General features: G+C 64.4%; 20 protein-coding genes and 2 pseudogenes. 14 read left to right on the top strand and 8 right to left on the bottom strand.

The window, feature by feature from the left end:
- Positions 1-11 precede the first annotated feature (11 nt).
- Positions 12-716, top strand: a complete 705-nt coding sequence (locus HV744_RS25260) for an ABC transporter ATP-binding protein (RefSeq protein WP_425497828.1) — start codon at positions 12-14, stop codon at positions 714-716.
- Positions 717-811: 95 nt separating this feature from the next.
- Here the strand turns inward: HV744_RS25260 and HV744_RS25255 are convergent.
- The 3 genes and pseudogenes from HV744_RS25255 to HV744_RS25245 all read right to left on the bottom strand — a co-directional run.
- A pseudogene (locus HV744_RS25255) lies at positions 812-1,132 on the bottom strand (GNAT family acetyltransferase); the annotation flags it as partial.
- Positions 1,133-1,144: 12 nt separating this feature from the next.
- On the bottom strand, positions 1,145-2,329 hold the full coding sequence (locus HV744_RS25250; RefSeq protein WP_175152107.1) for an acetylornithine transaminase: 1,185 nt from the start codon (positions 2,327-2,329) through the stop codon (positions 1,145-1,147).
- Between the two features lie 371 nt (positions 2,330-2,700).
- On the bottom strand, positions 2,701-3,732 hold the full coding sequence (locus tag HV744_RS25245; protein WP_175152106.1) for a CDP-6-deoxy-delta-3,4-glucoseen reductase: 1,032 nt from the start codon (positions 3,730-3,732) through the stop codon (positions 2,701-2,703).
- A 95-nt stretch (positions 3,733-3,827) separates the two neighbouring features.
- Here HV744_RS25245 and HV744_RS25240 point away from each other — a divergent pair, with 95 nt between their 5' ends.
- Positions 3,828-4,865, top strand: a complete 1,038-nt coding sequence (locus HV744_RS25240) for an NAD-dependent epimerase/dehydratase family protein (RefSeq protein WP_175152105.1) — start codon at positions 3,828-3,830, stop codon at positions 4,863-4,865.
- 174 nt (positions 4,866-5,039) lie between these two features.
- On the opposite strand, the gene HV744_RS25235 is transcribed toward HV744_RS25240, so the two are convergent.
- Positions 5,040-5,228: a hypothetical protein gene (locus tag HV744_RS25235; RefSeq protein ID WP_175152104.1), complete on the bottom strand. Its 189-nt coding sequence runs from the start codon at positions 5,226-5,228 to the stop codon at positions 5,040-5,042.
- Between the two features lie 168 nt (positions 5,229-5,396).
- Positions 5,397-6,107 (bottom strand): pseudouridine synthase, encoded by a 711-nt coding sequence (locus HV744_RS25230; RefSeq protein WP_175152103.1) that lies wholly within the window; start codon positions 6,105-6,107, stop codon positions 5,397-5,399.
- A 106-nt stretch (positions 6,108-6,213) separates the two neighbouring features.
- Between HV744_RS25230 and HV744_RS25225 the strand changes: the two are divergent.
- From HV744_RS25225 to gsiB, 5 genes and pseudogenes are all read left to right on the top strand, one after another.
- Positions 6,214-6,573 (top strand): annotated as a pseudogene (locus tag HV744_RS25225) (MFS transporter); the annotation flags it as partial.
- A gap of 171 nt (positions 6,574-6,744) precedes the next feature.
- A complete protein-coding gene (locus tag HV744_RS25220) occupies positions 6,745-7,719 on the top strand; it encodes a MurR/RpiR family transcriptional regulator (RefSeq protein ID WP_175152102.1) in 975 nt (324 codons plus the stop codon).
- Positions 7,716-8,732, top strand: coding sequence for an isoaspartyl peptidase/L-asparaginase family protein (locus tag HV744_RS25215; RefSeq protein ID WP_175152101.1), 1,017 nt, complete (start codon positions 7,716-7,718; stop codon positions 8,730-8,732). The genes HV744_RS25220 and HV744_RS25215 overlap by 4 nt, the downstream gene beginning before the upstream one ends.
- Before the next feature lie 98 nt (positions 8,733-8,830).
- The gene (locus HV744_RS25210; protein ID WP_175152100.1) at positions 8,831-10,753 is read left to right on the top strand and encodes a dipeptide ABC transporter ATP-binding protein; all 1,923 of its coding nucleotides are present in this window, start codon (positions 8,831-8,833) and stop codon (positions 10,751-10,753) included.
- Between the two features lie 122 nt (positions 10,754-10,875).
- Positions 10,876-12,438 carry a glutathione ABC transporter substrate-binding protein GsiB gene (gene gsiB / locus HV744_RS25205; protein ID WP_175152099.1) on the top strand — a complete coding sequence of 521 codons (1,563 nt, stop codon included), beginning with the start codon at positions 10,876-10,878 and terminating at the stop codon, positions 12,436-12,438.
- Here the strand turns inward: gsiB and HV744_RS38055 are convergent.
- Entirely contained in the window at positions 12,431-12,556 is a 126-nt protein-coding gene (locus tag HV744_RS38055) for a hypothetical protein (protein ID WP_281363670.1), read from the bottom strand. The genes gsiB and HV744_RS38055 overlap by 8 nt on opposite strands.
- Here HV744_RS38055 and gsiC point away from each other — a divergent pair.
- From gsiC to poxB, 5 genes are all read left to right on the top strand, one after another.
- Positions 12,555-13,475 (top strand): glutathione ABC transporter permease GsiC, encoded by a 921-nt coding sequence (gene gsiC, locus HV744_RS25200; RefSeq protein ID WP_175152098.1) that lies wholly within the window; start codon positions 12,555-12,557, stop codon positions 13,473-13,475. The genes HV744_RS38055 and gsiC overlap by 2 nt on opposite strands.
- A 7-nt stretch (positions 13,476-13,482) precedes the next feature.
- Entirely contained in the window at positions 13,483-14,388 is a 906-nt protein-coding gene (gene gsiD, locus HV744_RS25195; RefSeq protein ID WP_175152097.1) for a glutathione ABC transporter permease GsiD, read from the top strand.
- A complete protein-coding gene (locus tag HV744_RS25190; RefSeq protein WP_175152096.1) occupies positions 14,385-15,479 on the top strand; it encodes a DmpA family aminopeptidase in 1,095 nt (364 codons plus the stop codon). The genes gsiD and HV744_RS25190 overlap by 4 nt, the downstream gene beginning before the upstream one ends.
- Positions 15,479-16,312, top strand: a complete 834-nt coding sequence (locus tag HV744_RS25185) for a M55 family metallopeptidase (RefSeq protein ID WP_175152095.1) — start codon at positions 15,479-15,481, stop codon at positions 16,310-16,312. The genes HV744_RS25190 and HV744_RS25185 overlap by 1 nt, the downstream gene beginning before the upstream one ends.
- A 158-nt stretch (positions 16,313-16,470) precedes the next feature.
- Positions 16,471-18,195, top strand: a complete 1,725-nt coding sequence (gene poxB, locus HV744_RS25180; protein WP_175152094.1) for a ubiquinone-dependent pyruvate dehydrogenase — start codon at positions 16,471-16,473, stop codon at positions 18,193-18,195.
- Positions 18,196-18,272: 77 nt separating this feature from the next.
- Here the strand turns inward: poxB and HV744_RS25175 are convergent, their stop codons facing one another.
- Positions 18,273-19,217, bottom strand: coding sequence for an alpha/beta fold hydrolase (locus tag HV744_RS25175; RefSeq protein WP_175152093.1), 945 nt, complete (start codon positions 19,215-19,217; stop codon positions 18,273-18,275).
- A gap of 212 nt (positions 19,218-19,429) precedes the next feature.
- Between HV744_RS25175 and HV744_RS25170 the strand changes: the two genes are divergently transcribed.
- Positions 19,430-20,815: an amino acid permease gene (locus HV744_RS25170; RefSeq protein ID WP_175152092.1), complete on the top strand. Its 1,386-nt coding sequence runs from the start codon at positions 19,430-19,432 to the stop codon at positions 20,813-20,815.
- Between the two features lie 910 nt (positions 20,816-21,725).
- On the opposite strand, the gene HV744_RS25165 is transcribed toward HV744_RS25170, so the two are convergent.
- Entirely contained in the window at positions 21,726-22,343 is a 618-nt protein-coding gene (locus tag HV744_RS25165; RefSeq protein WP_175152178.1) for a TetR/AcrR family transcriptional regulator, read from the bottom strand.
- Between the two features lie 192 nt (positions 22,344-22,535).
- Between HV744_RS25165 and HV744_RS25160 the strand changes: the two genes are divergently transcribed.
- The coding region (locus HV744_RS25160; protein WP_175152091.1) for an efflux transporter outer membrane subunit at positions 22,536-23,564 on the top strand (1,029 nt) is incomplete at its 3' end.

The following is a 23,564-nucleotide window of genomic DNA, read 5'->3' as shown; positions in this document are numbered from 1 at the left end:
CAATGCAAGCAATGTTGAAAGTCAAGGGCCTGCAGGTCAATTACGGCGGCATCCAGGCAGTCAAGGGCATCGACCTCGAAGTCGGGCAGGGCGAGCTGGTCACGCTGATCGGCGCGAACGGCGCGGGCAAGACCACGACGATGAAGGCGATCACGGGTCTGAAGCCGTACTCGGCGGGCGACATCGAGTACATGGGCCAGTCGATCAAGGGCGTCCCGGCGCACGAACTGCTCAAGCGCGGTCTGGCGATGGTGCCGGAAGGCCGTGGCATCTTCGCGCGCATGTCGATCGTCGAGAACATGCAGATGGGTGCCTATCTGCGTACGGACACGGACGGCATCAAGTCGGACGTCGATCGCATGTTCGGCTTCTTCCCGCGCCTGAAGGAACGCGCGACGCAATACGCGGGCACGCTGTCGGGCGGCGAACAGCAGATGCTGGCGATGGCGCGCGCGATCATCTCGCGTCCCAAGCTGTTGCTGCTGGACGAACCGTCGATGGGGCTGTCGCCGATCATGGTGGAGAAGATCTTCGAAGTGGTGCGGTCGATTTCGGCCGAAGGCATGACCGTGCTGCTGGTCGAGCAGAACGCGCGGCTCGCGCTGCAAGCGGCGAATCGCGGCTATGTGATGGACTCGGGTCTGGTCACGATGTCCGGCGACGCGAAGCAGATGCTCGATGATCCGAAGGTGCGTGCGGCTTATTTGGGTGAATAAGCCACGCTGAATCAATCAGCCGTACCGATGAAACAAGGCCGCATGCGCGAAAACGCACATGCGGCCTTCTCTTTTCCATTCAGGCGTGCGACCGATCAGCCGGCCGGCACCGGATCCGCCAACGCGTCAAGGCGCTTGCCGAGACTGATCACCGCATCGGCGCGATAACCGAGCGCCTCGTAAAACGCGCGGACTTCGGCCTTCGTGGACAGCACCTGCAGATTCAGCTTCGGACAGCCGAGCCCGGTCAACGCGTGTTCGACATGCGCGACCAGACGCGTGCCGATACCGTGACGGCGCAGCGATTCATCGACCGCAAGCGAATACAGCCAGCCACGGTGCCCGTCGTAGCCTCCCATCACCGTGCCGACGATGCGCTCGCCGAGCACCGCGAGAAAGGACAGCTCCGGTCGCGTGTTTGCATTGGGTTACAGCGTGTCGAGAATCGAACGCAGCATCGCCATCATCTGGTCGATCTCTTCGTTCGTCACGTTCAGCGCCGGCATGAAGCGCAGCAGGTTCGGACGCGCCGCGTTCAGCAGCAGGCCGTCGGGCTGCATGTCGCGCGCCTTCTCGACGATCTGGTTGCCGATGTCCTTGCCGAGCAGCAACGCGCGCAGCAGGCCCTCGCCGCGTTCGCCCTTGAAGCCGCGTTCCTCCGACAACTCCAGCAGCTTCGCGCGCAAATAATCGCCGCGTGCCCGCACGCCTTCGAGGAAGCCCGGCGCCGTCAGTTGCGAAATCACCGAGTAGCCGACCGCGGTCATCAGCGGATTGCCGTTGTAGGTGCCGCCCTGATCGCCGGCTTCGAACACCGCGACGTCCGCTTTCGCCAGCAGCGCCGCGAGCGGCACGCCGCCGCCGATGCCCTTGCCGAGCGTCATGATGTCCGGCTCGATGTCCGACAGCTCATACGCGAACAGCGTGCCCGCACGGCCGCAGCCGCTTTGCACTTCGTCGACGATCAGCAGCAGGTTGTGCTTTTTGGTCAGCGCGCGCAGTTGCTGCATGAATTCGCGCGTGGCGGGAATCACGCCGCCTTCGCCCTGAATCGGTTCGAGCATCACGGCGACCGTCTTCGCATTGATGAGCTTTTCCACCGACGCGATGTCGTTCAGATCCGCCTTCGGGAAGCCCGGCACTTGCGGTGCGTAGATCGTGTCCCAGCCCGGCTTGCCGCTGGCCGACATGGTCGCGAGCGTGCGGCCGTGGAAGCTGTGATCGAACGTGATGATTTCGAACGCGCCGTCCTTGAACTTCTTGCCCCACTTGCGCGCGAGCTTGATCGCGCCTTCGTTGGCTTCGGCGCCGCTGTTCGCGAAGAACACCTTGTCGAAGCAGCTGTGTTGCGTGAGCAAACCGGCGAGTCGCGCCATCGGTTCGTTATAGAACGCCGGCGACGGATTGAGCAGCAGCTTCGCCTGCGTGTTCAGCGCTTCGATCATGCCGTCGTTGCAATGGCCGAGACTGTTGACCGCCCACCCCTGGATGAAGTCCAGATAGCGCTTGCCGTTATTGTCATAGAGCCATGAGCCCTTGCCGTGCGTGAAAACGATTTCGGGCCGGTTCGTGATGTACATCAGCGACTCGATAGGGTACTCATTGAAATTCATGACGGCGGGCTCCAGGCAACGGGGTGAAGGTGAAATGACGAGTTGGCCAACTATGAAACGGCGGCCGGAAAAACAGAAAAGCCACGGCACGCCGTGGCTTTCATGATTCGAACAGCTTGCGCCCTTGTACGGCGCGAATCCGTGACGAAGCCAGCGGCGTCCCTAAGGGAGCGGCGAGCGGCGACGTCGAAGTTCGGACTGGATGCGGTTCATGCGCGAAAGAATACGACAAGGAAAGTGCCGGTGTAAACCACGAATTTGCATGAATTTGCACCGATGGGCATGAAGACGGATTTTTGCGCGTCCGCCTTCATGCTGACACGTTGCGCGCGCACGGCGTCGTCGACGTGTCGGCGAGGCCGTGCATTCGATCAAACCGCGTTCGCCAGATCCGCTTCGCTCGTGAAGGAGTCCGCATAGAACTCGTCTTCCGGCAGGCCATGATGCTGGGTGAAATCGCGCTGTGCCGACTCGACCATCACCGGCGCGCCGCACGCATACACCTGGTACGCCGACAGATCGGGCAGGTCTTCGATCACCGCGCGATGCACGAAGCCGACCCGGCCGGTCCACGCGTCGCTCGCGTCCGGCTCCGACAGCACCGGCACGAACTTGAAGTTCGGAATCTCGCGCGCCCATTGTTCGGCCAGTTCGAGCAGGTACAGATCCTTCTTGCGGCGGGCGCCCCAGTACAGCGTCATGGGCCGTTCCAGGTTCTTGAACACAGCGTGCTCGACGATCGCCTTCAACGGCGCGAAGCCGGTGCCCGACGCGAGCAGCACGATCGGCTTGTCCGAATCTTCGCGCAGGAAGAACGTGCCGAGCGGTGCTTCGAAGCGGAGGATGTCGCGTTCTTTCATCGTGTTGAACACGTGATCGGTGAACGCGCCACCGGGCATGTGACGGATATGCAGTTCGACCGGGCCTTCCGTATGCGGCGCGCTCGCCATCGAATAGCTGCGGCGCTTGCCGTCTTTCAGAATGAATTCGAGGTACTGGCCGGCCAGATATTGCAGACGCTCGTTGGCGGGCAGTTGCAGCTTCACGACGATGACGTCGTCGGCCTTGCGCTCGATCGCGTTCACGCGACACGGCAGCTTCTTGATCTGCACGTCGCCGACACCGGCCACTTCGCGGATGTCCACTTCGAGATCGGAGCAGGCGGTCGCGCAGCACAGGAGCGCCATGCCACGCGTCTTTTCGTCGTTCGACAAGGCCGACGACGAATGCGCGCGCTGTTCGATCTCGCCGCTCACCACGGCGCCTTTGCACGAACCGCAAGCGCCGTTCTTGCAACCGTACGGCAGGCCGATGCCCTGGCGCAAGGCGGCGCTCAGCACCGGTTCGTCCTGTTCTACCTGAAACTGCCGGCCGCTTTGCCGGAGCGTGACGTTAAATGCCATAAAGTGTTCGAAATCGAAAAGTCGGGAATCGTTATCGGACCCGCCGGATCAACCGCGCGGTACCTGCCGCGCTTGACGGCTACAATGCGTCCATCATGAAAGTGACACGAAACTTCCGCCGGCCGCGCGTGTTAATCGTAGGATGCGGCGATGTCGGCATGCGCTGCGTGCCGCTGTTGCGGCCGCGCGCGCATGTCTTCGCGCTGACCAGTCACGCCGAACGCAGCGCCGAGTTGCGCGCCGCGGGCGTGACCCCGCTGGTCGGCGACCTCGATGTGCGCCGCAGCCTGAAACGGCTCGCGGGCCTCGCGCCGACGGTGCTGCATCTCGCCCCGCCGCAAAAAACCGGTGACGACGACCGCCGTACCCGTGCGTTGCTCGCTACGCTGAGCACGCGCCGCGATGGCGCGCTGCGTGGTGCGGTGGCGCCCGCCGTATCGCTGGTAGGGCGCTTGCGCCGCGGGTTACGCCCGGTTCGTGTCTCGTGGGCGCAATCTGAAACAGCCGATATTGTACCCGACGGGGTGCGCCGGACCGCCGGTTCGCGTGCGCCCGTGCGTCTGGTCTACGCGAGCACGACGGGTGTCTACGGCGATTGCGGCGGCGCGTGGATCGACGAAACGCGCGCGACGCGGCCGGCCAATGCACGCGCGAAACGCCGCGTGTCGGCCGAGCGGCAATTGCGGCGCGCGAGCGCTCGCGGGAGCGTCGTTGCCAGCATCGCGCGGATTCCGGGTATCTATGCGCGCAACCGTCTGCCGCTCGCGCGGCTCGAAAAGGGCACGCCGGCCCTGATCGATGCCGACGACGTCTACACCAGTCACATTCATGCGGACGACCTGGCCGCGATTCTCGTGCGCCTCGCGACGCACGGCAAGCCGGCGCGCGTGATCCACGCGTCCGACGACTCGTCGCTGAAGATGGCGGAGTACTTCGACGCGGTGGCCGATGCTTTCGGCGTGGCGCGCGCGCCGCGCATCACGCGTGCGCAAGCCGAGCAGCGGATCGATCCGAGCCTGCTGTCTTTCATGCGTGAATCGAGACGGCTCGTGAACCGGCGTCTGAAGGAAGAATTGCGCGTGCGTTTGCGGTATCCGAGCGTGGCGGATTTTCTAGGTGAAGTGAAAGAGTGAAGGTGTGAGGGCGTGAGCGCGGTCTGAAAGCAAGGCGGCAAGCCGGCCAGAAGCCAGGTAAAAGCACGACAAAAAGCACGACAAAAAAACTCACCGCGCCAGGCATCGCCCGGCAAGATTGCATCGCGCGTTGTGCCGCTTCAATGCGTCGGCGCCGCGCGCGGCCTCGTTGCATCAGGTCAGCGACGGCAGCATTTCCAGCAGCAGGAAACACAGCATCCCGCCAATCAAAGCGCCGATCAGGTTCGGATGATATTTGTGCCGCAGCCGCATGATGACCAGCAGTCCGCCGACCAGCAGCAGTCCGAGACATGTGAAGGCAATCATCACCTGCGAGATCGCGATGGTGTCGCCGATATGCATGGCGCGCCTCCTTGAAACCTTTGTCGTCTTTTGTTTAAACGAGTATAGGGCGACCTGTAACGAAGAGCATGCTGCGATGCAGCGGTTCTGCGCGCGTTCCGCACCAGCCCATTCGCCATTCCGCGGGCTTTTCCTGCTGCATCAAGGCCTTGAACGGACGCTACCGGTTTACCCGCTCCGTAAAGAACCGAGGTCGGTTGCGTCGAGCCATTGCCACGCGCCTGGCACGAGCGTGGCGGGCAACGAAAGTCCGCCGATCCGTTCGCGATGCAGCGCTTCACAACGATTGCCAACTGCCGCGATCATCCGCTTGACCTGGTGATACTTGCCTTCCATCACGGTGAGCGCGAGCGTGTGAGTGTCGCGCGCCTGGGCGTCGACCGCGGCGATCGGTTTTGTCTCGCCGTGCAGCAACACGCCGTCGCGCAGCGCGCTCAATTGCACGTCGTCGAGCGGATGACGCGTGGTCGCGACATACAGCTTCGGCACTTTGCGTTTCGGCGACGTGAACAGGTGCACGAACTTGCCGTCGTCGGAGAGCAGCAGCAGGCCGGTCGTGTCCTGGTCGAGGCGGCCCACGCATTGCACGCCGCGCTCGGCGAATTGCGGCGGCAGCAGGCTGAACACGCTCAGATGATGTTGCGGGTCGCGCGAACACTCGTAGCCGGCGGGCTTGTTCAGCAGCAGATACGCGTGCTCGCGAAACGGCCAGACAACCCCGTCCACGCTGAAGTGGAAGGTGGTGTCGTGGGTCGGGAAATCGGCGTCGGCGTCGGTGCAGACAACGTCGCCGATGCTCACGCGTGCGTCGGCGATCAGCGCTCGGCATTGACGGCGCGAGCCGAAACCTTGAGTGAAGAGGATGCTTTCGAGATTCATGGCGAGCGAAGAATAACACCGCAAGAAGCGGAGCGCCCGGCGGCGCCGGACGGACCACGATGGTCTCCCCAAGTCCAGCCGCAGGTGTTCATCGATGCACGCCACGTCTTCATCATCATCCGCGATCCGTTTGCCCGCCGCTTTCCAGCGGCTCGCGTGGTCGAATCTGGCCGCGCCCGCCATCGCGCGACGGCTCGCCTTCGGCCGCGTGCTGATCATCGGGCCGTCGTGCGGTCTGCTTGCGTCGCTCGTGATGGTGGCGACGCTCGCCGCGCCATTGTTCTGGCTCGCGACGGCGAGCTTCTTCCTGCTCGGCGCCGGACCGATTCTGTGGGTGGTCGGCTCGACCACGCTGCGCCAGGCGATCACTCCCGAACGGATGATAGGCCGCGTCTCGGCGCTCATCTTCATGTCGCCGGCGGCGCGGCTTGCGCGTATTCCCGAGCAAAGCGCCGCGGCCTGCTGAAGTGAAAACGCATTTTCATCACGCAGCGGCCCGACACGGATGAGCCGCCTTTTCAGCCCATCGCTCATCCGTGAAAACCCTCGAAAATGAAAATGAATTTTTTTCTGGAAGATTTCCATGTAAATATACTTTCACGCATTCCAACTACAACCGCCGCGTCTATACGTTCGCATGATCCATCATCAGCCCGTTGCTTCCAGTCCCGCCGAGCAGGCCATTGCCGCGCGTATCGCCGCGGCGATGCCGACCCTGACGCCGATTCACCGGCGCATGGGCGACTACGTGCTGGCCAATCTGTTTCGCGCGGCGACCATGCGGATCGACGAACTGGCGAACGTGGTCGGCGCGTCGGTGGCCACGGCGAATCGCTTTGCCCGCGCGCTCGGTTTCGACGGCTATCCGCAGTTTCGCGAGGCGCTCGTGCGCGGCTTCGAGGCGACGCTCGCACCGGTCGAGCGCTTGCGTAGCGCGCAGGAGTCGCTCGCGGCCGGCGACGCTCTGATCGACGCGTCGCTGGAGCAGGCCGCCAACAATCTGCACGCGACCCGCACGGCCATCGACCGCGCCGCCGCCGATGCCGCCGTCGAAGCGATCATCGCCGCGCGCCGCGTGTTCGTGCTCGGCTACGGCGCGAGCGCCTTTCTCGCGGGCCTGATGGAACACGGCCTGATGCCGTATCACGACAACGTGCAGTCGCTCGCGCTGATCGGCGGACCGTCGCATGCGGCGCGCCGTCTGTTTGCTTCGAATGAAGGCGATCTGGTCATCGGTATCGCGTTTCCGCGCTATGTCGAAGACACGATCGAACTCGCGCGCCGCGCGGCAAGCCGGGGCGCTCGCGTGCTGGCGCTGACCGACAGTCCGCGTTCGCCGCTCGCGCAATTCGCCGACCTCTCGCTCTTTATCCGCGCCGACCGGCGCCTCGCCGCGAATGCCGATTCGGCTGTGCTCGCGGTGATCGAAGCGCTGTGCGACGCGCTCGCGTATCGCACCAAACGCTCCGTGAAGGCGGCCGCCGACGTCAGCGAATTCGTACTGCCCTGGCTCACCGATCCGCACGCCGGGTCGGCCGATGCAGCGGGCGAAGCCGCGCGCGCCACGACCCGAGCTACCCGATCCACCCGCACTCCCAAAACCAAACGATGAACTCCAACGCAGTCATTGCCATTCATGGCGGGGCAGGGACGATCCTGCGCGCGTCGATGTCGGCCAGCGCCGAGACCGAATACCACGCTGCCCTGCATGCGGTATTGAGCGCCGGCCAGCGCGTGCTCGCCGACGGCGGCAGCGCACTCGACGCCGTCAGCGAAGCCGTGCGTCTGCTCGAAGACTGCCCGCTCTTCAACGCGGGACGCGGCGCGGTGTACACGGCAGCCGGCACCCACGAACTCGACGCGGCCATCATGGACGGCAGCACGCTCGAAGCCGGCGCGATCTGCTGCGTGAAGCGCGTGCGCAATCCGATTCTGGCCGCGCGCAGCGTGCTCGAACGCAGCGAGCATGTGCTGTTCACCGGCGCAGGCGCTGAGGCGTTCGCGGCCGCGCAAGGGCTCGAATTCGTCGAGCCTGCCTATTTCGATACCGAAGCACGTCATCGTCAATGGCTGATCGCGCGCGGTCAGCAGCGCGCGATGCTCGATCACGACGGCGCGACGCTCGCGGCCGCTTCGTCGTCGAACCACGGCGCCGATGCACATGATGCACACGACGAACCCACGCCGCACGAGCCGATCGATCCGAACCGCAAGTTCGGCACCGTCGGCGCGGTCGCGCTCGACCGGCACGGCCACGTGGCGGCGGCTAGCTCGACCGGCGGCGTCACCAACAAGCAGGTCGGCCGGGTCGGCGACACGCCGTTGATCGGCGCGGGCTGCTATGCGGACGACGCGACCTGCGCGGTCTCGACCACCGGCTCCGGCGAAATGTTCATGCGCATGGTCGCGGCCTACGACGTTGCTGCGCAGATGGCCTATCGCAACGTCTCGTTGCAGGAGGCGGCGCACGACGTCGTGATGAACCGCCTGCCGAAGATCGACGGCCGCGGCGGTTTGATCGCCGTCGATGCGCGCGGCAACCTCACGCTGCCGTTCAATACCGAAGGCATGTATCGCGGTTTCGCGCGGCTCGGCGAAACGCCGGTGACGGCGATCTACCGCTAGGGCGTTTTGCGTGGCTAGCGCCTCGCTCAGCGCCTGAACTCCCGCTTGAACTTTCGCCTGAACCCACGTTAGCCGCGTTCGAATTCAAAGGAACCATCGTGCCGACTTCATCGCACACCGCCCGCCCGCTTATCGAAACCTTGCCGCCGCGACGCGTGCTCGCGGTCGACGATCTGTCGGTCGCGTTCCGCCGCGGCGACTCGACCTTCAACGCAGTGCGCAATCTGTCGCTGACGGTCGAGCGCGGCGAGACGCTGGCGATCGTCGGCGAATCCGGTTCGGGCAAATCGGTGACCTCGCTCGCGTTGATGCGGCTGATCGAGCACGGCGGTGGGCGCCTGGCCGGCGGCAGCATCGCCTTCCGGCGCCGCGACGGCAGCGTGCTCGACCTCGCGCAAGCGTCGCCCGGCACGATGCGTTCGATTCGCGGCGCCGACATCGCGATGATCTTCCAGGAGCCGATGACCTCGCTCAATCCGGTCTTCACGGTCGGCGATCAGATCAGCGAAGCGATCGCGCTGCACCATGGCAAGAGCCGCCAGGCCGCCCATGCCGAAACCCTGCGCCTGCTCGAACTCGTTCGGATTCCTGAGGCACGGCGCGTGGCGGCGCGCTTTCCGCATCAACTGTCGGGCGGCATGCGCCAGCGCGTGATGATCGCGATGGCGCTGTCGTGCAAGCCCGCGCTGCTGATCGCCGACGAGCCGACCACCGCGCTCGACGTGACGATCCAGGCGCAGATCCTGCAACTGATCCGCGGCTTGCAGGACGAAATGAATATGGGCGTGATCTTCATCACGCACGATATGGGCGTGGTCGCCGAAGTGGCCGATCGCGTGCTGGTGATGTATCGCGGCGAGAAGGTCGAGGAGGGCGCGTCGGACGCGCTGTTCGCCGCGCCGTCGCATGCTTATACGAAGGCGTTGCTCGCGGCGGTGCCGCGTCTGGGCGCGATGCAGGGCACCGATAAACCGGCGCGGTTTCCGATCCTCACCGTCGAACAGGCGAGCCTGAGCAGCACCGACGAAGCCGTGCGGCCTGCCGCAGCGGGCGCCAAAGAAGCGCAGCCGGTGGTGCCGCAAAGCACGCCGCCGATTCTGCGCGTGCGTGATCTGATCACGCGCTTTCCGGTCAGGAGCGGCATGTTCGGCCGCGTGACGGGCCGCGTGCACGCAGTCGAAAAAGTCAGCTTCGATTTGCGCCCCGGCGAAACGCTGGCGCTGGTCGGCGAATCGGGTTGCGGCAAGTCGACCACCGGCCGCTCGCTGCTGCGCCTCGTCGAAAGTCAAAGCGGCTCGATCGAATTCGCCGGCAAGGAAATCAGTTCGCTGACCGGGCCCGCGTTGCAGGCGCTGCGGCGCGACATCCAGTTCATTTTCCAGGACCCGTTCGCGTCGCTGAATCCGCGTTTGACGGTCGGCTTCTCGATCATGGAGCCGCTGCTCGTGCACGGCGTCGCGCAGGGCGCCGAAGCGCAGGCGCGGGTGGCATGGCTGCTCGAAAAAGTCGGCTTGCCCGCCGAAGCCGCGCGCCGCTATCCGCACGAGTTCTCCGGCGGCCAACGGCAGCGGATCGCGATTGCGCGCGCGCTGGCGTTGAATCCGAAAGTCGTGATCGCCGACGAATCCGTGTCCGCGCTCGACGTCTCGGTGCAGGCGCAGATCGTCAATCTGATGCTCGATCTGCAACGCGAACTCGGCGTCGCGTACCTGTTCATTTCGCACGACATGGCCGTGGTCGAGCGCGTCAGTCATCGCGTCGCCGTGATGTATCTCGGCCAGATCGTCGAGATCGGTCCGCGCCGCGCGGTGTTCGAAGCGCCGCAGCATCCGTACACGAGAAAGCTGATGGGCGCGGTGCCGGTCGCCGATCCGGCGCGCCGTCACGCCAAACGCATGCTCGCCGCCGACGACATTCCGAGCCCGATCCGCGCGCTGGACGACGAACCGATCGTGGCGCCGCTGGTGGCGGTGGGACCGGACCATTTCGTCGCGCAGCATCGTGTCGGCGGCGCTTATTGAAGTAAGACCCGAAGCAACACCTCAAGTAGAGAACCGCAGCACAGACCTGTAGCAACAACCCCAGCAAAACGATTCCTCTCGCAACCTCAACCTGTTTCATTTCGCAGCCTGGAGCCAACCTCATGAACCTGCTAGTCCCGTCTTCTCCGTTTCGTTTGCGCGCGCTGGTCAGCGGCGGCGCGGTGGTGTTCGCGATGCTCGCGGGCAATGCGGCGCACGCCGACACCACGGCTGTGATGGCCGTCGCGTCGACCTTCACGACGCTCGATCCGTACGATGCCAACGACACGCTGTCGCAAGCCGTCGCGAAGTCGTTCTATCAAGGGCTGTTCGGTTTCGACAAGGACATGAAGCTGGTCAACGTGCTGGCCGACAGCTACGAAGCGAGCCCGGATGCGAAAGTCTATACATTCAAGCTGCGCCACGGCGTGAAGTTCCAGGACGGCACCGACTTCAACGCCGCCGCGGTCAAGGCGAACTTCGACCGCGTCACCGATCCGGCGAACAAGCTGAAGCGCTACAACATGTTCAGCCGCATCGAGAAGACCGAAGTGGTCGATCCGTACACGGTGAAGATCACACTGAAGGCGCCGTTCTCGGCGTTCGTCAACGTGCTGGCACATCCGTCGGCGGTGATGATCTCGCCGGACGCGATGAAGAAGTACCGCAAGGACATCGCGTTCCATCCGGTCGGCACGGGGCCGTTCGAACTGGTCAAGTGGGATCCGGCCGGCGACCTGATGGTGAAGAAATTCGCCGGCTACTGGAAGAAGGGCTACCCGAAGATCGACGCGATCGACTGGAAGCCGGTGGTCGACAACAACACGCGCGCCGCGCTGATGCGTACCGGCGAAGCGGACTTCGCGTTCCAGGTGCCGTTCGAACAGGCCGCGCAATTGCAGTCGAGCCCGAAGGTCGATCTGATCGCGTCGCCGTCGATCATCCAGCGCTATATCAGCCTGAACGTGAACCAGAAGCCGTTCGACAACCCGAAGGTGCGTGAAGCGCTGAACTACGCGATCAACAAGGAAGCGCTGACCAAGGTCGTGTTCGCCGGCTACGCGACCCCGGCCGATGGCGTGGTGCCGCAAGGCGTCGACTACGCGACGAAGCTCGGGCCATGGCCGTACGACCCGGCCAAGGCGCGCGCGTTGCTGAAGGAAGCGGGCTATCCGAACGGTTTCGAAACCACGCTGTGGTCCGCGTATAACTATTCGACCGCGCAGAAGGTGATCCAGTTCGTGCAGCAGCAACTGGCGCAAGTCGGCATCAAGGCGCAGGTCGAAGCGCTCGAAGCGGGCCAGCGCGTCGCGAAGGTGGAAAGCGCGCAAGACCCGGTTACCGCGCCGGTGCGGATGTACTACGCGGGCTGGTCGTCGTCGACGGGTGAGTCCGACTGGGCGGTCACACCGCTGCTCGCATCCGTGTCGTTCCCGCCGAAGATGATGAATACGGCGTACTACAAGAACGACGCCGTCGACAGCGATCTGAAGCAGGCGCTCGAAACTACCGACCGCACGCAGAAGGCCGTGCTCTACACCGACGCGCAAAAACGCATCTGGGCCGACGCGCCGTGGATCTTCCTCGTCAAGGAGAAGGTCGTGTACGCGCGCAGCAAACGTCTGTCGGGTGCTTATGTGGCGCCGGACGGCTCGTTCAATTTCGACGAGATCGCGGTCAAGTAGCGCGCTGAAGGTCCGGCCTGCGGATTCGATGAATACGCAGGCGCGGATCGCCGCCATCGAGGCGCTCGCGCCGCACCAGATTCTTCGTTACCCGCATCATTGCCGGATTGGGTTCCATGCTGAACTTTCTCGTCAAACGTCTCTTTGGCCTGCTGCCGACGCTCTTCTTCGTCGCCGTGCTGGTGTTTCTGTTCGTGCATCTGCTGCCGGGCGATCCGGCGCGGCTCGCCGCCGGTCCCGAGGCGGACGAGGCGACGGTCGCGCTGGTGCGCACCGATCTCGGACTCGACCGGCCGATACCGCAGCAGTTCGTCCATTTCTTCTGGCGGGTCGCGCACGGCGACTTCGGCATCTCGACGCGCAGCAAGCGGCCAGTGAGCCAGGAAATCGCCGAACGCTTCATGCCGACACTGCTGCTGACGGTAGCCAGCATGGTCTGGGCGGTCGTGATCGGCATGGCGCTCGGCATCGTCTCGGCGGTGTGGCGCAACCGCTGGCCCGACCGGCTCGGCATGACGCTGGCGGTGTCGGGCATTTCGTTTCCCGCGTTCGCGCTCGGCATGGTCCTGATGGAGATTTTCTCGGTGAAGCTCGGCTGGCTGCCGATCGTCGGCGACGGCTCGTGGCAGAGCTACGCGCTGCCGTCGCTGACGCTCGGCGCCGCCGTCGCGGCGGTGATGGCGCGCTTCACGCGGGCGTCGTTCGTCGAAGTGATGCACGAGGATTTCGTGCGGACCGCGCGCGCCAAGGGCGTGCCCGAGCGGCTCGTGATCGCCAAACACTGTCTGCGCAACGCGCTGATTCCCGTCATCACGATGATGGGTCTGCAATTCGGCTTTCTGCTGGGCGGCTCGATCGTGGTCGAAGTGGTGTTCAACTGGCCTGGCCTCGGACGCCTGCTGGTGGACGCCGTGTCGATGCGCGATTATCCGGTGATTCAGGGCCTGGTGCTGTTGTTCTCGCTCGAATTCATCATCATCAACCTGGTCGTGGACGTGTTGTACGCCGTGATCAACCCGACCATCCGTTTCAAGTGAGGCCCGCATGAGCACGACCGCCACCGAGCCGACCGCGGCCAACGCCGCTCCCGCCGAACGCGCGATCCGCACACCATGGAGCGAGTTCTGGCGCAAATTCCGTAAGCAGCACGTGGCACTCGCCGCCGGCATTTTCGTGCTGCTGCTGATTGCGGTTGCGATCGCTGCGCCGCATATCGTGCCGTACGACCCGGAGAATTTCTTCGACTACGATGCGCTGAATGCGGGGCCGTCCGCGGCGCACTGGTTCGGCGTCGATTCGCTGGGCCGTGATATTTTCAGTCGCATTCTCGCGGGTTCGCGTATCTCGCTCGAAGCGGGCTTTCTGTCCGTGGCGATCGGCGCGCTGATCGGCACATTCTTCGGACTGCTGGCCGGTTACTACGAAGGCTGGTGGGATCGCATCACGATGCGCGTCGCCGACGTGCTGTTCGCGTTCCCCGGCATTCTGCTGGCGATCGGCGTGGTGGCGATTCTCGGCAACGGCATGATCAACGTGATCTGCGCGGTGGCGATCTTCAGCATCCCCGCGTTCGCGCGGCTGGTACGCGGCAATACGCTGATGCTCAAGCAACTCACGTATATCGAAGCGGCGCGCAGCATCGGCGCGTCGGACTGGACCATCATCGTGCGTCACATCTTGCCGGGGACGATCTCGTCGGTGGTGGTGTACTTCACGATGCGTATCGGCACGTCGATCATCACCGCGGCGAGCCTGTCGTTTCTCGGCCTCGGCGCGCAACCGCCGACCCCCGAGTGGGGCGCGATGCTCAACGAAGCGCGCGCCGACATGGTCACCGCGCCGCATATCGCGCTGTTTCCGAGTCTCGCGATCTTCCTGACGGTGCTGGCGTTCAACCTGCTTGGCGACGGCTTGCGCGACGCGCTCGATCCGAAGCTCGACCGGCCATGAGCGCCGCGGGCAATTCAACGCGGCCCGCACCGCCGCATATCGGCACATTGCCGGGCGGTCCGCTAGGTACGATTGCGGACGTCGCGGGCGTGACCGTCGGACATTGCACGCTCGATCAAGACGCGCTGCAAACCGGCGTGACGGTGATTCGTCCGCATCGTGGCGATCCGTTCGTCGACAAGGTGCCGGCGGCGGTGTCGGTGATCAACGGGTTCGGCAAAAGCATCGGGCTCGTGCAGGTCGAGGAACTCGGCACGCTGGAAACGCCGATCGCTCTGACCAATACGTTCGGCGTCGCCGCGCTCGCGCAAGCGCAGATTCGTGCGGCCATCCGCGCGAATCCGCAGATCGGGCGCGAGTGGTCGACCGTCAATCCGCTGGTGTTCGAATGCAATGACGGCTACCTGAACGACATCCAGGCGCTGGCCGTCACCGAACAGCATTTCAACGACGCGTTCGACAACGCGAGCACGCAGGTCGCGAGCGGCTCGGTCGGCGCGGGGCGGGGCATGTCGTGCTTCGATCTGAAGGGCGGCATCGGTAACGCGTCGCGCGTGGCCGGCGTAGCGGGCCGCGACTATACCGTCGGCGCGCTCGTGCTGGCGAACTTCGGCCGCCTGCCGATGCTGACGCTCGACGGCACGCCGCTCGGCCGCGTGCTGGCGGAACGCGCGGCCCAACTTGCGGCAGCGGCTGCCGCTACCGCCGCGAAACCCGAGCAAGGCTCGATCATCATGATCGTCGCCACCGACGCGCCGCTCGACGCGCGCCAGCTCAAGCGTCTCTCATTGCGAGCGGCAGCCGGTCTGGCACGAACCGGCTCGGTGTACGGCCACGGCAGCGGCGATATCGCGCTGGCGTTTTCGACGGCTCATGCGGTGCCGCACGATGCCGACTTCATCACACTGCCGCCGCTCGTCGCCGATGCGCGTCTGGACCCGCTGTTTCGCGCGTGTGCGGACAGCGTCGAGCAGGCGATCGTCGACGCATTGTGGAGCGCCGTATCCGTGACGGGCCGCGACGGCCATCGGCGTCTCTCGCTGCACGACAGCGTTCCCGATCTCGCGCAACTACTGAAGCTCACACCCTGATGAAAGTCCTCATTTCCGCCGATATCGAAGGCGTCGCCGGCGTGTTTCATCCTGAGCAAACGCGCGCGGGCAACGGCGAATACGAAACAGCACGCCGCTGGATGACGCTCGAAGCCAACGCCGCGATCGAAGGCGCGTTTGCCGGCGGTGCCACTCAGGTGTGGGTCAATGACTCGCACGGCGGCTTTCGCAACCTGCTGCCCGATCTGCTCGATGCGCGCGCCCAGGTCGTGCTCGGCAAACCGCGCACGCTCGGCATGATGGCCGGGCTCGAATACGGCCCGGCGCTGGTCTTCATGATCGGCTATCACGCGATGTCGCAAACGCGCGGCATCCTCGCGCACACGATCAACAGCTTTGCATTCGCGCGTGTCATGCTGAACGGCGTCGAAGTCGGCGAAGCAGCCGTGTACGGCGCGCTCGCCGAAGAATATGGCGCACGTGTCGCGCTTTTATCCGGCGACGACGTATTCGCGGAAGAAGCCGCGCCGCGTTTTCCGCACGCGCGTTTTGTCGTCACGAAGCGCGCGACCGGGCACGCGAGCGGTGTTACGCAGTCCCCGGCCAGCGCGCGCGAAGCGATCAGAAGCGCCGCGCGTGAAGTGCTCCAGCAGCACGCCGCCGATGGTTATGCGCAGCACGCGACGCGCGCCGCAGCGAAGCCCGTCGACTGCGAGCTGCGCGTGCAAACCAGCGCGCTTGCCGACCTGTTCTGCCAATGGCCGGCGCTCACGCGCGTCGACGCCGTGACGTTGCGCTTTAGCGCGGCATCGGCGGAACATGCGGTGCGGATGCTGAACTGTCTGTCGGCGATGTCGTTCATGCTGCGTTAACTGTAGCCGGGTGGTGGCTGCGTGGTCTTGCCGACGTAGCCATTTCACTGCGCTTACGGCTCGCCCAAAGAAGGCAGCCTGTGATGACACGTTTTGTGCGAAAGAGGTACTCTCTGGCATTCCAGAGGCACCGTCTTTCTCACTGAGCGGGGTACATCATGGGTAAGCAGACTATTGCGGATTATCTGGCCAAAACACTGGCGGCAGCGGACGTCGAACGGATTTGGGGCGTGACGGGCGACAGCCTGAACGGCTTGTCGGATAGCTTGCAACGGCTCGGCTCGATTCGCTGGATGCACACGCGTCACGAAGAAGTGGCCGCCTTCGCCGCCGGCGCCGATGCCGCCGCCACCGGCAAGCTCGCCGTCTGCGCGGGCAGTTGCGGTCCGGGCAATCTGCATCTGATCAACGGCCTGTACGACTGTCATCGCAATCATCAGCCTGTGCTCGCGATCGCCGCGCACATTCCGTCCTCGGAAATCGGCCTCGGCTACTTTCAGGAAACCCATCCGCAAGAGTTGTTCAAGGAGTGCAGCCACTTCGTCGAGCTGGTGACGAATCCGTCGCAGTTTCCGCGCGTGCTGGCGCGCGCGATGCGCACCGCGATCGAGGAGCGCGGCGTCGCGGTGATCGTATTGCCGGGCGATGTCGCGCTCGGCGAAGCGCCCGAGGAAACGCCGGCATGGGCCGGCACGCTGGAGCGCTCGACGGTGGTGCCGTCCGAGGCCGATCTTGACCGGCTCGCCGATCTGCTGAATCAGGCGGGCGGCGTGACGCTGCTATGCGGCAGCGGCTGCGCGGGCGCGCACGACGAAGTGGTCGCCTGCGCCGACCAGCTCGGCGCGCCGACCGTGCATGCGCTGCGCGGCAAGCAATACGTCGAGTGGGACAACCCGTTCGACGTCGGCATGACCGGGCTGATCGGCTTCAGCTCCGGCTATCACGCGATGATGTCGTGCGACACCCTCGTGATGCTCGGCACTGACTTTCCGTATCGCAACTTCTATCCGACGCACGGCAACGTGGTGCAGATCGACCGGCGCGGCTCCGCGCTCGGCAAACGCGCGCCGGTGAAGCTGGGTCTCGTCGGCGACGTCAAGGCGACCTTGCAGGCGCTGTTGCCGAAGCTCAAACGCAAGACCGACCGGCGCTTCCTCGACAACGCGCGCAAGCACTACGCGGACACGCGCAAGGGCCTCGACGATCTTGCGCGGCCATCCGATCCGGGGCGCGCGATTCATCCGCAATACCTGACGAGCATTGTCGATCAAGTCGCCAACGAAGACGCGGTGTTCTGTGCCGACGTCGGCACGCCGACGCTGTGGGCCGCGCGCTATCTGACGATGAACGGCCGGCGCAGCCTGCACGGTTCGTTCAATCACGGCTCGATGGCGAATGCCATGCCGCAGGCGCTCGGCGCGCAAGCGGCGCAGCCGGGCCGCCAGGTGATTTCGCTGTCGGGCGACGGCGGTCTGTCGATGCTGCTCGGCGATCTGCTCAGCGCACGTCAACTCGATCTGCCGATCAAGGTCGTGGTGTTCAACAACAGCACGCTCGGCTTCGTCGCGATGGAGATGAAGGCGGGTGGCTATCTGGAAGCCGGCACCGATCTCGCCGCAACCGACTTCGCGGCGATTGCGCGCGGCGCGGGAATCTACGGTGTCCGTATCGAACAGTCGGAGAACATCGAACCGGCGTTGCGCGAGGCGTTCGCGCATCCGGGGCCGGCGGTGATCGACGTGGTGACCGCGAAGCATGAACTCGCGTTGCCGCCGAAGATTCAGTGGGCCCAGGCGAAGGGCTTCAGTCTGTATATGTTGAAGGCGGTGCTGAACGGGCGAGGTGACGAGGTCGTCGAACTGGCGACCACGAATCTGCGCTGAGGTCTGAGGTGGATTGATGCGCGCGCAGGTGGAGCGTGCGGATGCGCGATGAGGTTCGCGCATCCGCCCACGCGAGGTTATTGCTGGCGGCTCAACTCACGCGCCGCGCGGTCGATCACGTCGGCGATCGCGCCCGCATGCGATACCGGTGCGAGGTGGCTCGACGCCACCGGCACGACTTTCGCGCCCATCCGGTCGGCCATGAATTTCTGGACTTCCGGCGACACCGCCCGGTCTTTCGTGGTCAGCACGTACCACGACGGCTTGTCCTTCCAGCCGACCTGGCTGACCGTTTCGCTGAAGGCCTTCGCGGCGATCGGCACTTGCGCGGCGGAGAGCACGCGCGTCACGTTCTCGGGCACGTCCGCGGCGAAGTCGGCGTGGTAGCGGCCGCGGTCGAGCCAGAGGAAGCCGCTCGGGTCGGTGCTCATGGCTTGGCCCGCGGGCATCGGCGGGGCGCGCTTCAGCAGGTCCATCGCCGACTCGCGCAGCTCCGGCGCGATCGCGGCGACGTACACGAGGCCCGCGACGTTCGGCGCGTTCGCGGCCACTTCGGTGATCACCACGCCGCCCCACGAGTGCCCCACCAGCATGGTCGGACCCTCCTGGCGCGCGAGCACGCGGCGGGTCGCGGCGACATCGTCGGCGAGCGACGTGAGCGGGTTCTGCACCGAACTCACGTGATAGCCCTTCTGCTGCAATTTCGCGACAACACCGTTCCAGCTCGACCCATCGACGAAGGCGCCGTGAACCAGCACGACGTTGCGCACCGGGCCCGTCATGGGCGGGGCGGGGGGCTCGGGGGCCGAAGCTGTTTGGGGGGCGGCTTTGGCGGGCGCGGCGGCCGGCGCCGCGGGTGTCATGGGCGCTATCGGCGCCGGGGCGGGCATTTCGGGCGCGCTGGCTTCCGTGCCGGGCTGGTCGGCTGGTTCCATCGTGGGGGCCGCCGTTTGCGCGAAGGCGGCTACCCCGGCGAAGCAGAGATACAAAGCAGCGGCGCAAAGCAAACGTTTGGGCGACATGTTGAATCTCCGCAGGCTGAGACCTCGACTACGGCAACATACCGAAGCGCCGCGCGAGTGACAATCACTATCCGCGCCGTTAAGTGCGGCGTAGAACCAACGCGGGTTGCTCCCAGTATTTAGGTTATATCGGCCGGGGTAGAATTTGCGGTTTTGCCGGGCCGGATCATAAGTCCGACTGGGTGATCGATATCCATACACTGGGGCGCAATTTGAACAGTGCACAGCAACAAGACGGCCTGAAGCGCGGGCTAAAGAATCGCCACATCCAGTTGATCGCGCTGGGCGGCGCGATCGGCACCGGCCTGTTTCTCGGCTCCGCCAGCGTGTTGCAGGCAGCCGGCCCGTCGATGATTCTCGGCTACGCGATCGGCGGCGTCATCGCCTTCATGATCATGCGGCAGCTGGGCGAAATGGTCGCGCAGGAACCGGTCGCCGGTTCGTTCAGCCACTTCGCGTACAAGTACTGGGGCGACTTTCCCGGCTTTCTGTCCGGCTGGAACTACTGGGTGCTGTACGTGCTCGTGAGCATGGCCGAGCTGACCGCGGTCGGCACCTACGTGCATTACTGGTGGCCGGGCGTGCCCACATGGGTGTCGGCGCTGGTGTGCTTCGCCGGCATCAACGCGATCAATCTCGCCAACGTCAAGGCGTACGGCGAAACCGAGTTCTGGTTCGCGATCATCAAGGTCGTGGCGGTGATCGGCATGATCCTGTTCGGCGGCTATCTGCTGATCAGCGGCCATGGCGGCCCGCAGGCGTCGATCACCAACCTGTGGAGTCATGGCGGCTTTTTCCCGCACGGTTTTCAAGGGCTGTTCATGATGCTCGCGGTGATCATGTTTTCGTTCGGCGGGCTTGAGCTGATCGGCATTACGGCGGCTGAGGCCGCCGATCCGCAGAAGAGTATTCCGAAGGCCGTGAATCAGGTGATCTACCGGATTCTGATTTTCTACATCTGCTCGCTGGCGGTGCTGCTGTCGTTGTACCCGTGGAACGAGGTGGCCGCCGGCGGCAGCCCGTTCGTGATGATCTTCTCGCAGATCGGCTCGACGCTGACCGCGAACGTTCTCAACGTGGTGGTGCTGACGGCGGCGCTGTCGGTGTACAACAGCGGCGTGTATGCGAATAGCCGCATGCTCTACGGTCTCGCGGAGCAGGGCAACGCGCCGCGCGCGCTGATGAAGGTCGACCGGCGCGGCGTGCCGTATATGGCGATCGGCTTGTCGGCGCTCGCGACGTTCACCTGCGTGATCATCAACTACCTGATTCCGGCCGAAGCGCTCGGCCTGCTGATGGCGCTGGTGGTCGCGGCTTTGGTGTTGAACTGGGCGCTGATCAGCCTGACGCATCTGAAGTCGCGCAAGGCGATGGTCGCGGCGGGCGGGACGCTGGTGTTCAAGTCGTTCTGGTTTCCGGTCAGCAACTGGATCTGCCTCGCGTTCATGGCGCTGATCCTCGTGATTCTGGCGATGACGCCGGGACTGTCGGTGTCGGTGTGGCTCGTGCCGGTGTGGCTGGTGGTGATGTGGGGCGGCTACGTGTTCAAGCGTCGGCGCGCGTACGCGCAGGGTGGTGCGCAAGTGGCGGGGCAGTAAGGCTTTTTGAGGCGGCGTGGGCGGCGGGTTTTGCGCTCACGCTGTGTCGGGTCGTTCTGGTTTGTTGCGGTCTCTTCAGGCTGCGGGCTCAGGCAGACCAGTTCAGCCAGCCAGAAACGACAAACCCCGCAGGCAGCAAGCGCTGGCGGGGTTCGAGGAAATACGGCAAAGCGGTCAATCGAATGCTTGGTGCCAGGGCCGGAATGGAAAAATTCCGGCTATCGCTTTGCTGGAGCGGGTTCGTGGAATTTTGCCGGTACGGATACCACCAAAAATACCACCGGGCGTGGGTACTGGGTCATTCACGTGCTCTTGGCTGGCCGTTGTGTCTTTTGCATATGTGTCATGTCGAGACTCCGCTTCAAATCTAATTGGGCCGTATTCCGACCATCTACGGCCAGTCGCGCTGACGCATGCTGACCGACTCGAAAACCGAGTGCTCCGGACGTTCAAGCCGGATTCTCGGGGACAACTGTAGGCCTTTGCCGACATTTGAGTATCAGCGTTGGTAAGGCGGCTACGAGTCGCTTTTCTGACAGTCGCAAGTCGACGATCGCGAATGACCGGTCTCACGGAAATCGAATCCACACTTTCGACCCTTCTCGGCCATTCACCGGTTGATCGAACGAACGGCAGGTCTCACCATATAGCGGCCGAAGGCCATGAGCACGACGTCGGCAATCGCGCAGGCCGCCATCGGCGTGCCGTGCCATCCGGGCATGTCCCGAAGTAGCCGTCCAGTCGTCCACTGGCCAATTCGTCGCAACGGTTGGCTCAGGAGTAGGCTGAACCATATCAGGTGTTGCAAACGGCGGATCTCGCCGACACTGCATAGGCTGCCCCGTCCACCTCGCGACACAATGCGGTTCGCTTCCCGTCTCCAAAGTCCGCGAGCCGTCCTGGCGCCTGGCTATGCAGCGTCACCTCTGCCCGTCGGCCCGTATGCGGCCAGGAACACGTCGACCGCTCGCTGAACGACTTTGGCGATGTTGCGGGAACTGGTATCTGCCGGCGCGCCAACCAGGCACAGCTCCAGCAGCTCCGCTTCATACAGACCGCGCAGATGCGCGGTCGCGACGGCTGCGTTACAGCTGCGCAGTTGCCCGGTGTCAATCGCTTGCTGCAGGAAGTCAGTCACCAGTTGCCAGGCGGGCTTCGGGCCGCGGTCATAAAACAGAGCGCCGACGGTCGATCGGCCGCCTTCATGATGTGCCAGACGGCGCACTGCCAGTATCGGCGGCTTGACCGTCGCGGCGAGATAGTGTTTACCGAAGCTCGTCAGCGTCTCGCGAATCGGCAGCGAAGTCTTGAGTAGCGCCGCCGCCACTTTTGCTTCCTCCGCGGCAGCCATCATGACGTCCGCGAACATCACTTCCTTAGACTCGTAATAGCTGTACAGCGTGGCTTTTGATCCGCCTGCGCGCGCCGCGATCTCGGACATTGATGCCCGTTCGAAGCCCACTTCGCTGAACACCTGGAACGCGGCGTCAATGATCGCCTGCCGCTTTTCTTCTGTCTTAACCCTCATTTTCAATGCGCTCCTCCGGTCTGTTCGACCGAACAACGACAGGACCGGCGGCGGCACGCCCGTAGCCGGCCTTCGACTGCCAACATTGTGATTTTACCATACCTGAACCGTACAGTTTATTTTTGTTGACAGCAACTATTCTTATAACTAGACTGTTCAGTATTGAAAACGCGATCAACGGAGCAGGGGATCATGCAAGAGAGCACGGACATTCGAAGTCGGGCGAAACCGGTGAAGCTGGCCGTCGCGTTCGCATTCGCCATGGTGGCGAGCGCCTGCGCGCAACTGCCTGACATGCCGCAAAAGCCGGTCACCAAGGACATCAGCAGCTATGAGACGGCACAAAGTCTCGGTGCGGGCGCGGGCAGGCAGGCCGGTTACCAGGCCGGCACCGCGTCCGCATGGCCCACCGATCAGTGGTGGCTCGGTTATCACGATCCGCAGTTGAACGCGCTGGTCGGGGAAGCGCTCAAGGATGAGCCGACGCTGGCGGCCGCCCAGGCACGGCTGCACAACGCCGAGGCGTCGGCGCAAGTGGCAGGCGCGGCGCTGCTGCCTGAAGTGAGTGCGCAAGGCTCTGTCGAAAAGCAGAAGCAGAGCTACAACAACGGCACACCCTCCGCTTTCGTCCCGCACGGATGGCGCCCCTACGGCAGCGCCGAACTCAATTTCAGCTACGAAATCGACTTCTGGGGCAAGAATCGGGCTTCGCTAGCCGCCGCCACATCGGAACTGGAAGCGGCGCGCGCCGATGCGGCGCAGGCCCGCATGGTGTTGTCGGCGTCGATCGCCGCGGCGTATGCGGACCTCGCGCGCCTCTTCGTCGAGCGCGACAGCGCGCAAGCGGCACTCCAGGTGCGCACGCAATCCGCCCAGCTGTTCAGGGAGCGTTTCGCGAACGGACTGGAAACGCAGTCCGGCGTCAAGCAGGCCGAGTCGAAGCAGCAAAGCGCGCAGGCCGACCTGCTCGCGCTCGACGAATCGATTGCACTCGAGCGCAACGAGATCGCCGCGCTGATGGGTGCCGGTCCCGACCGCGGTTTGCGTATCGAGCGTCCGGCCGTCGATCTGACCCAGCCTGCCGACATGCCCGCCAACCTTGCGCTCGGCTTGCTTGGCCGCCGCCCGGACGTCGTGATTGCGCGCCTGCGCGTGGAGGCAGCGGCCAAGCGCATCGACGTCGCGCGAGCCGGCTTCTATCCGAACGTCAACCTTGGCGCA

Origin of the sequence: Paraburkholderia ultramafica (assembly GCF_902859915.1) — a bacterium.
Taxonomy (GTDB): Bacteria; Pseudomonadota; Gammaproteobacteria; order Burkholderiales; family Burkholderiaceae; genus Paraburkholderia; species Paraburkholderia ultramafica.
This window is presented reverse-complemented; position numbering and strand designations above follow the sequence as displayed.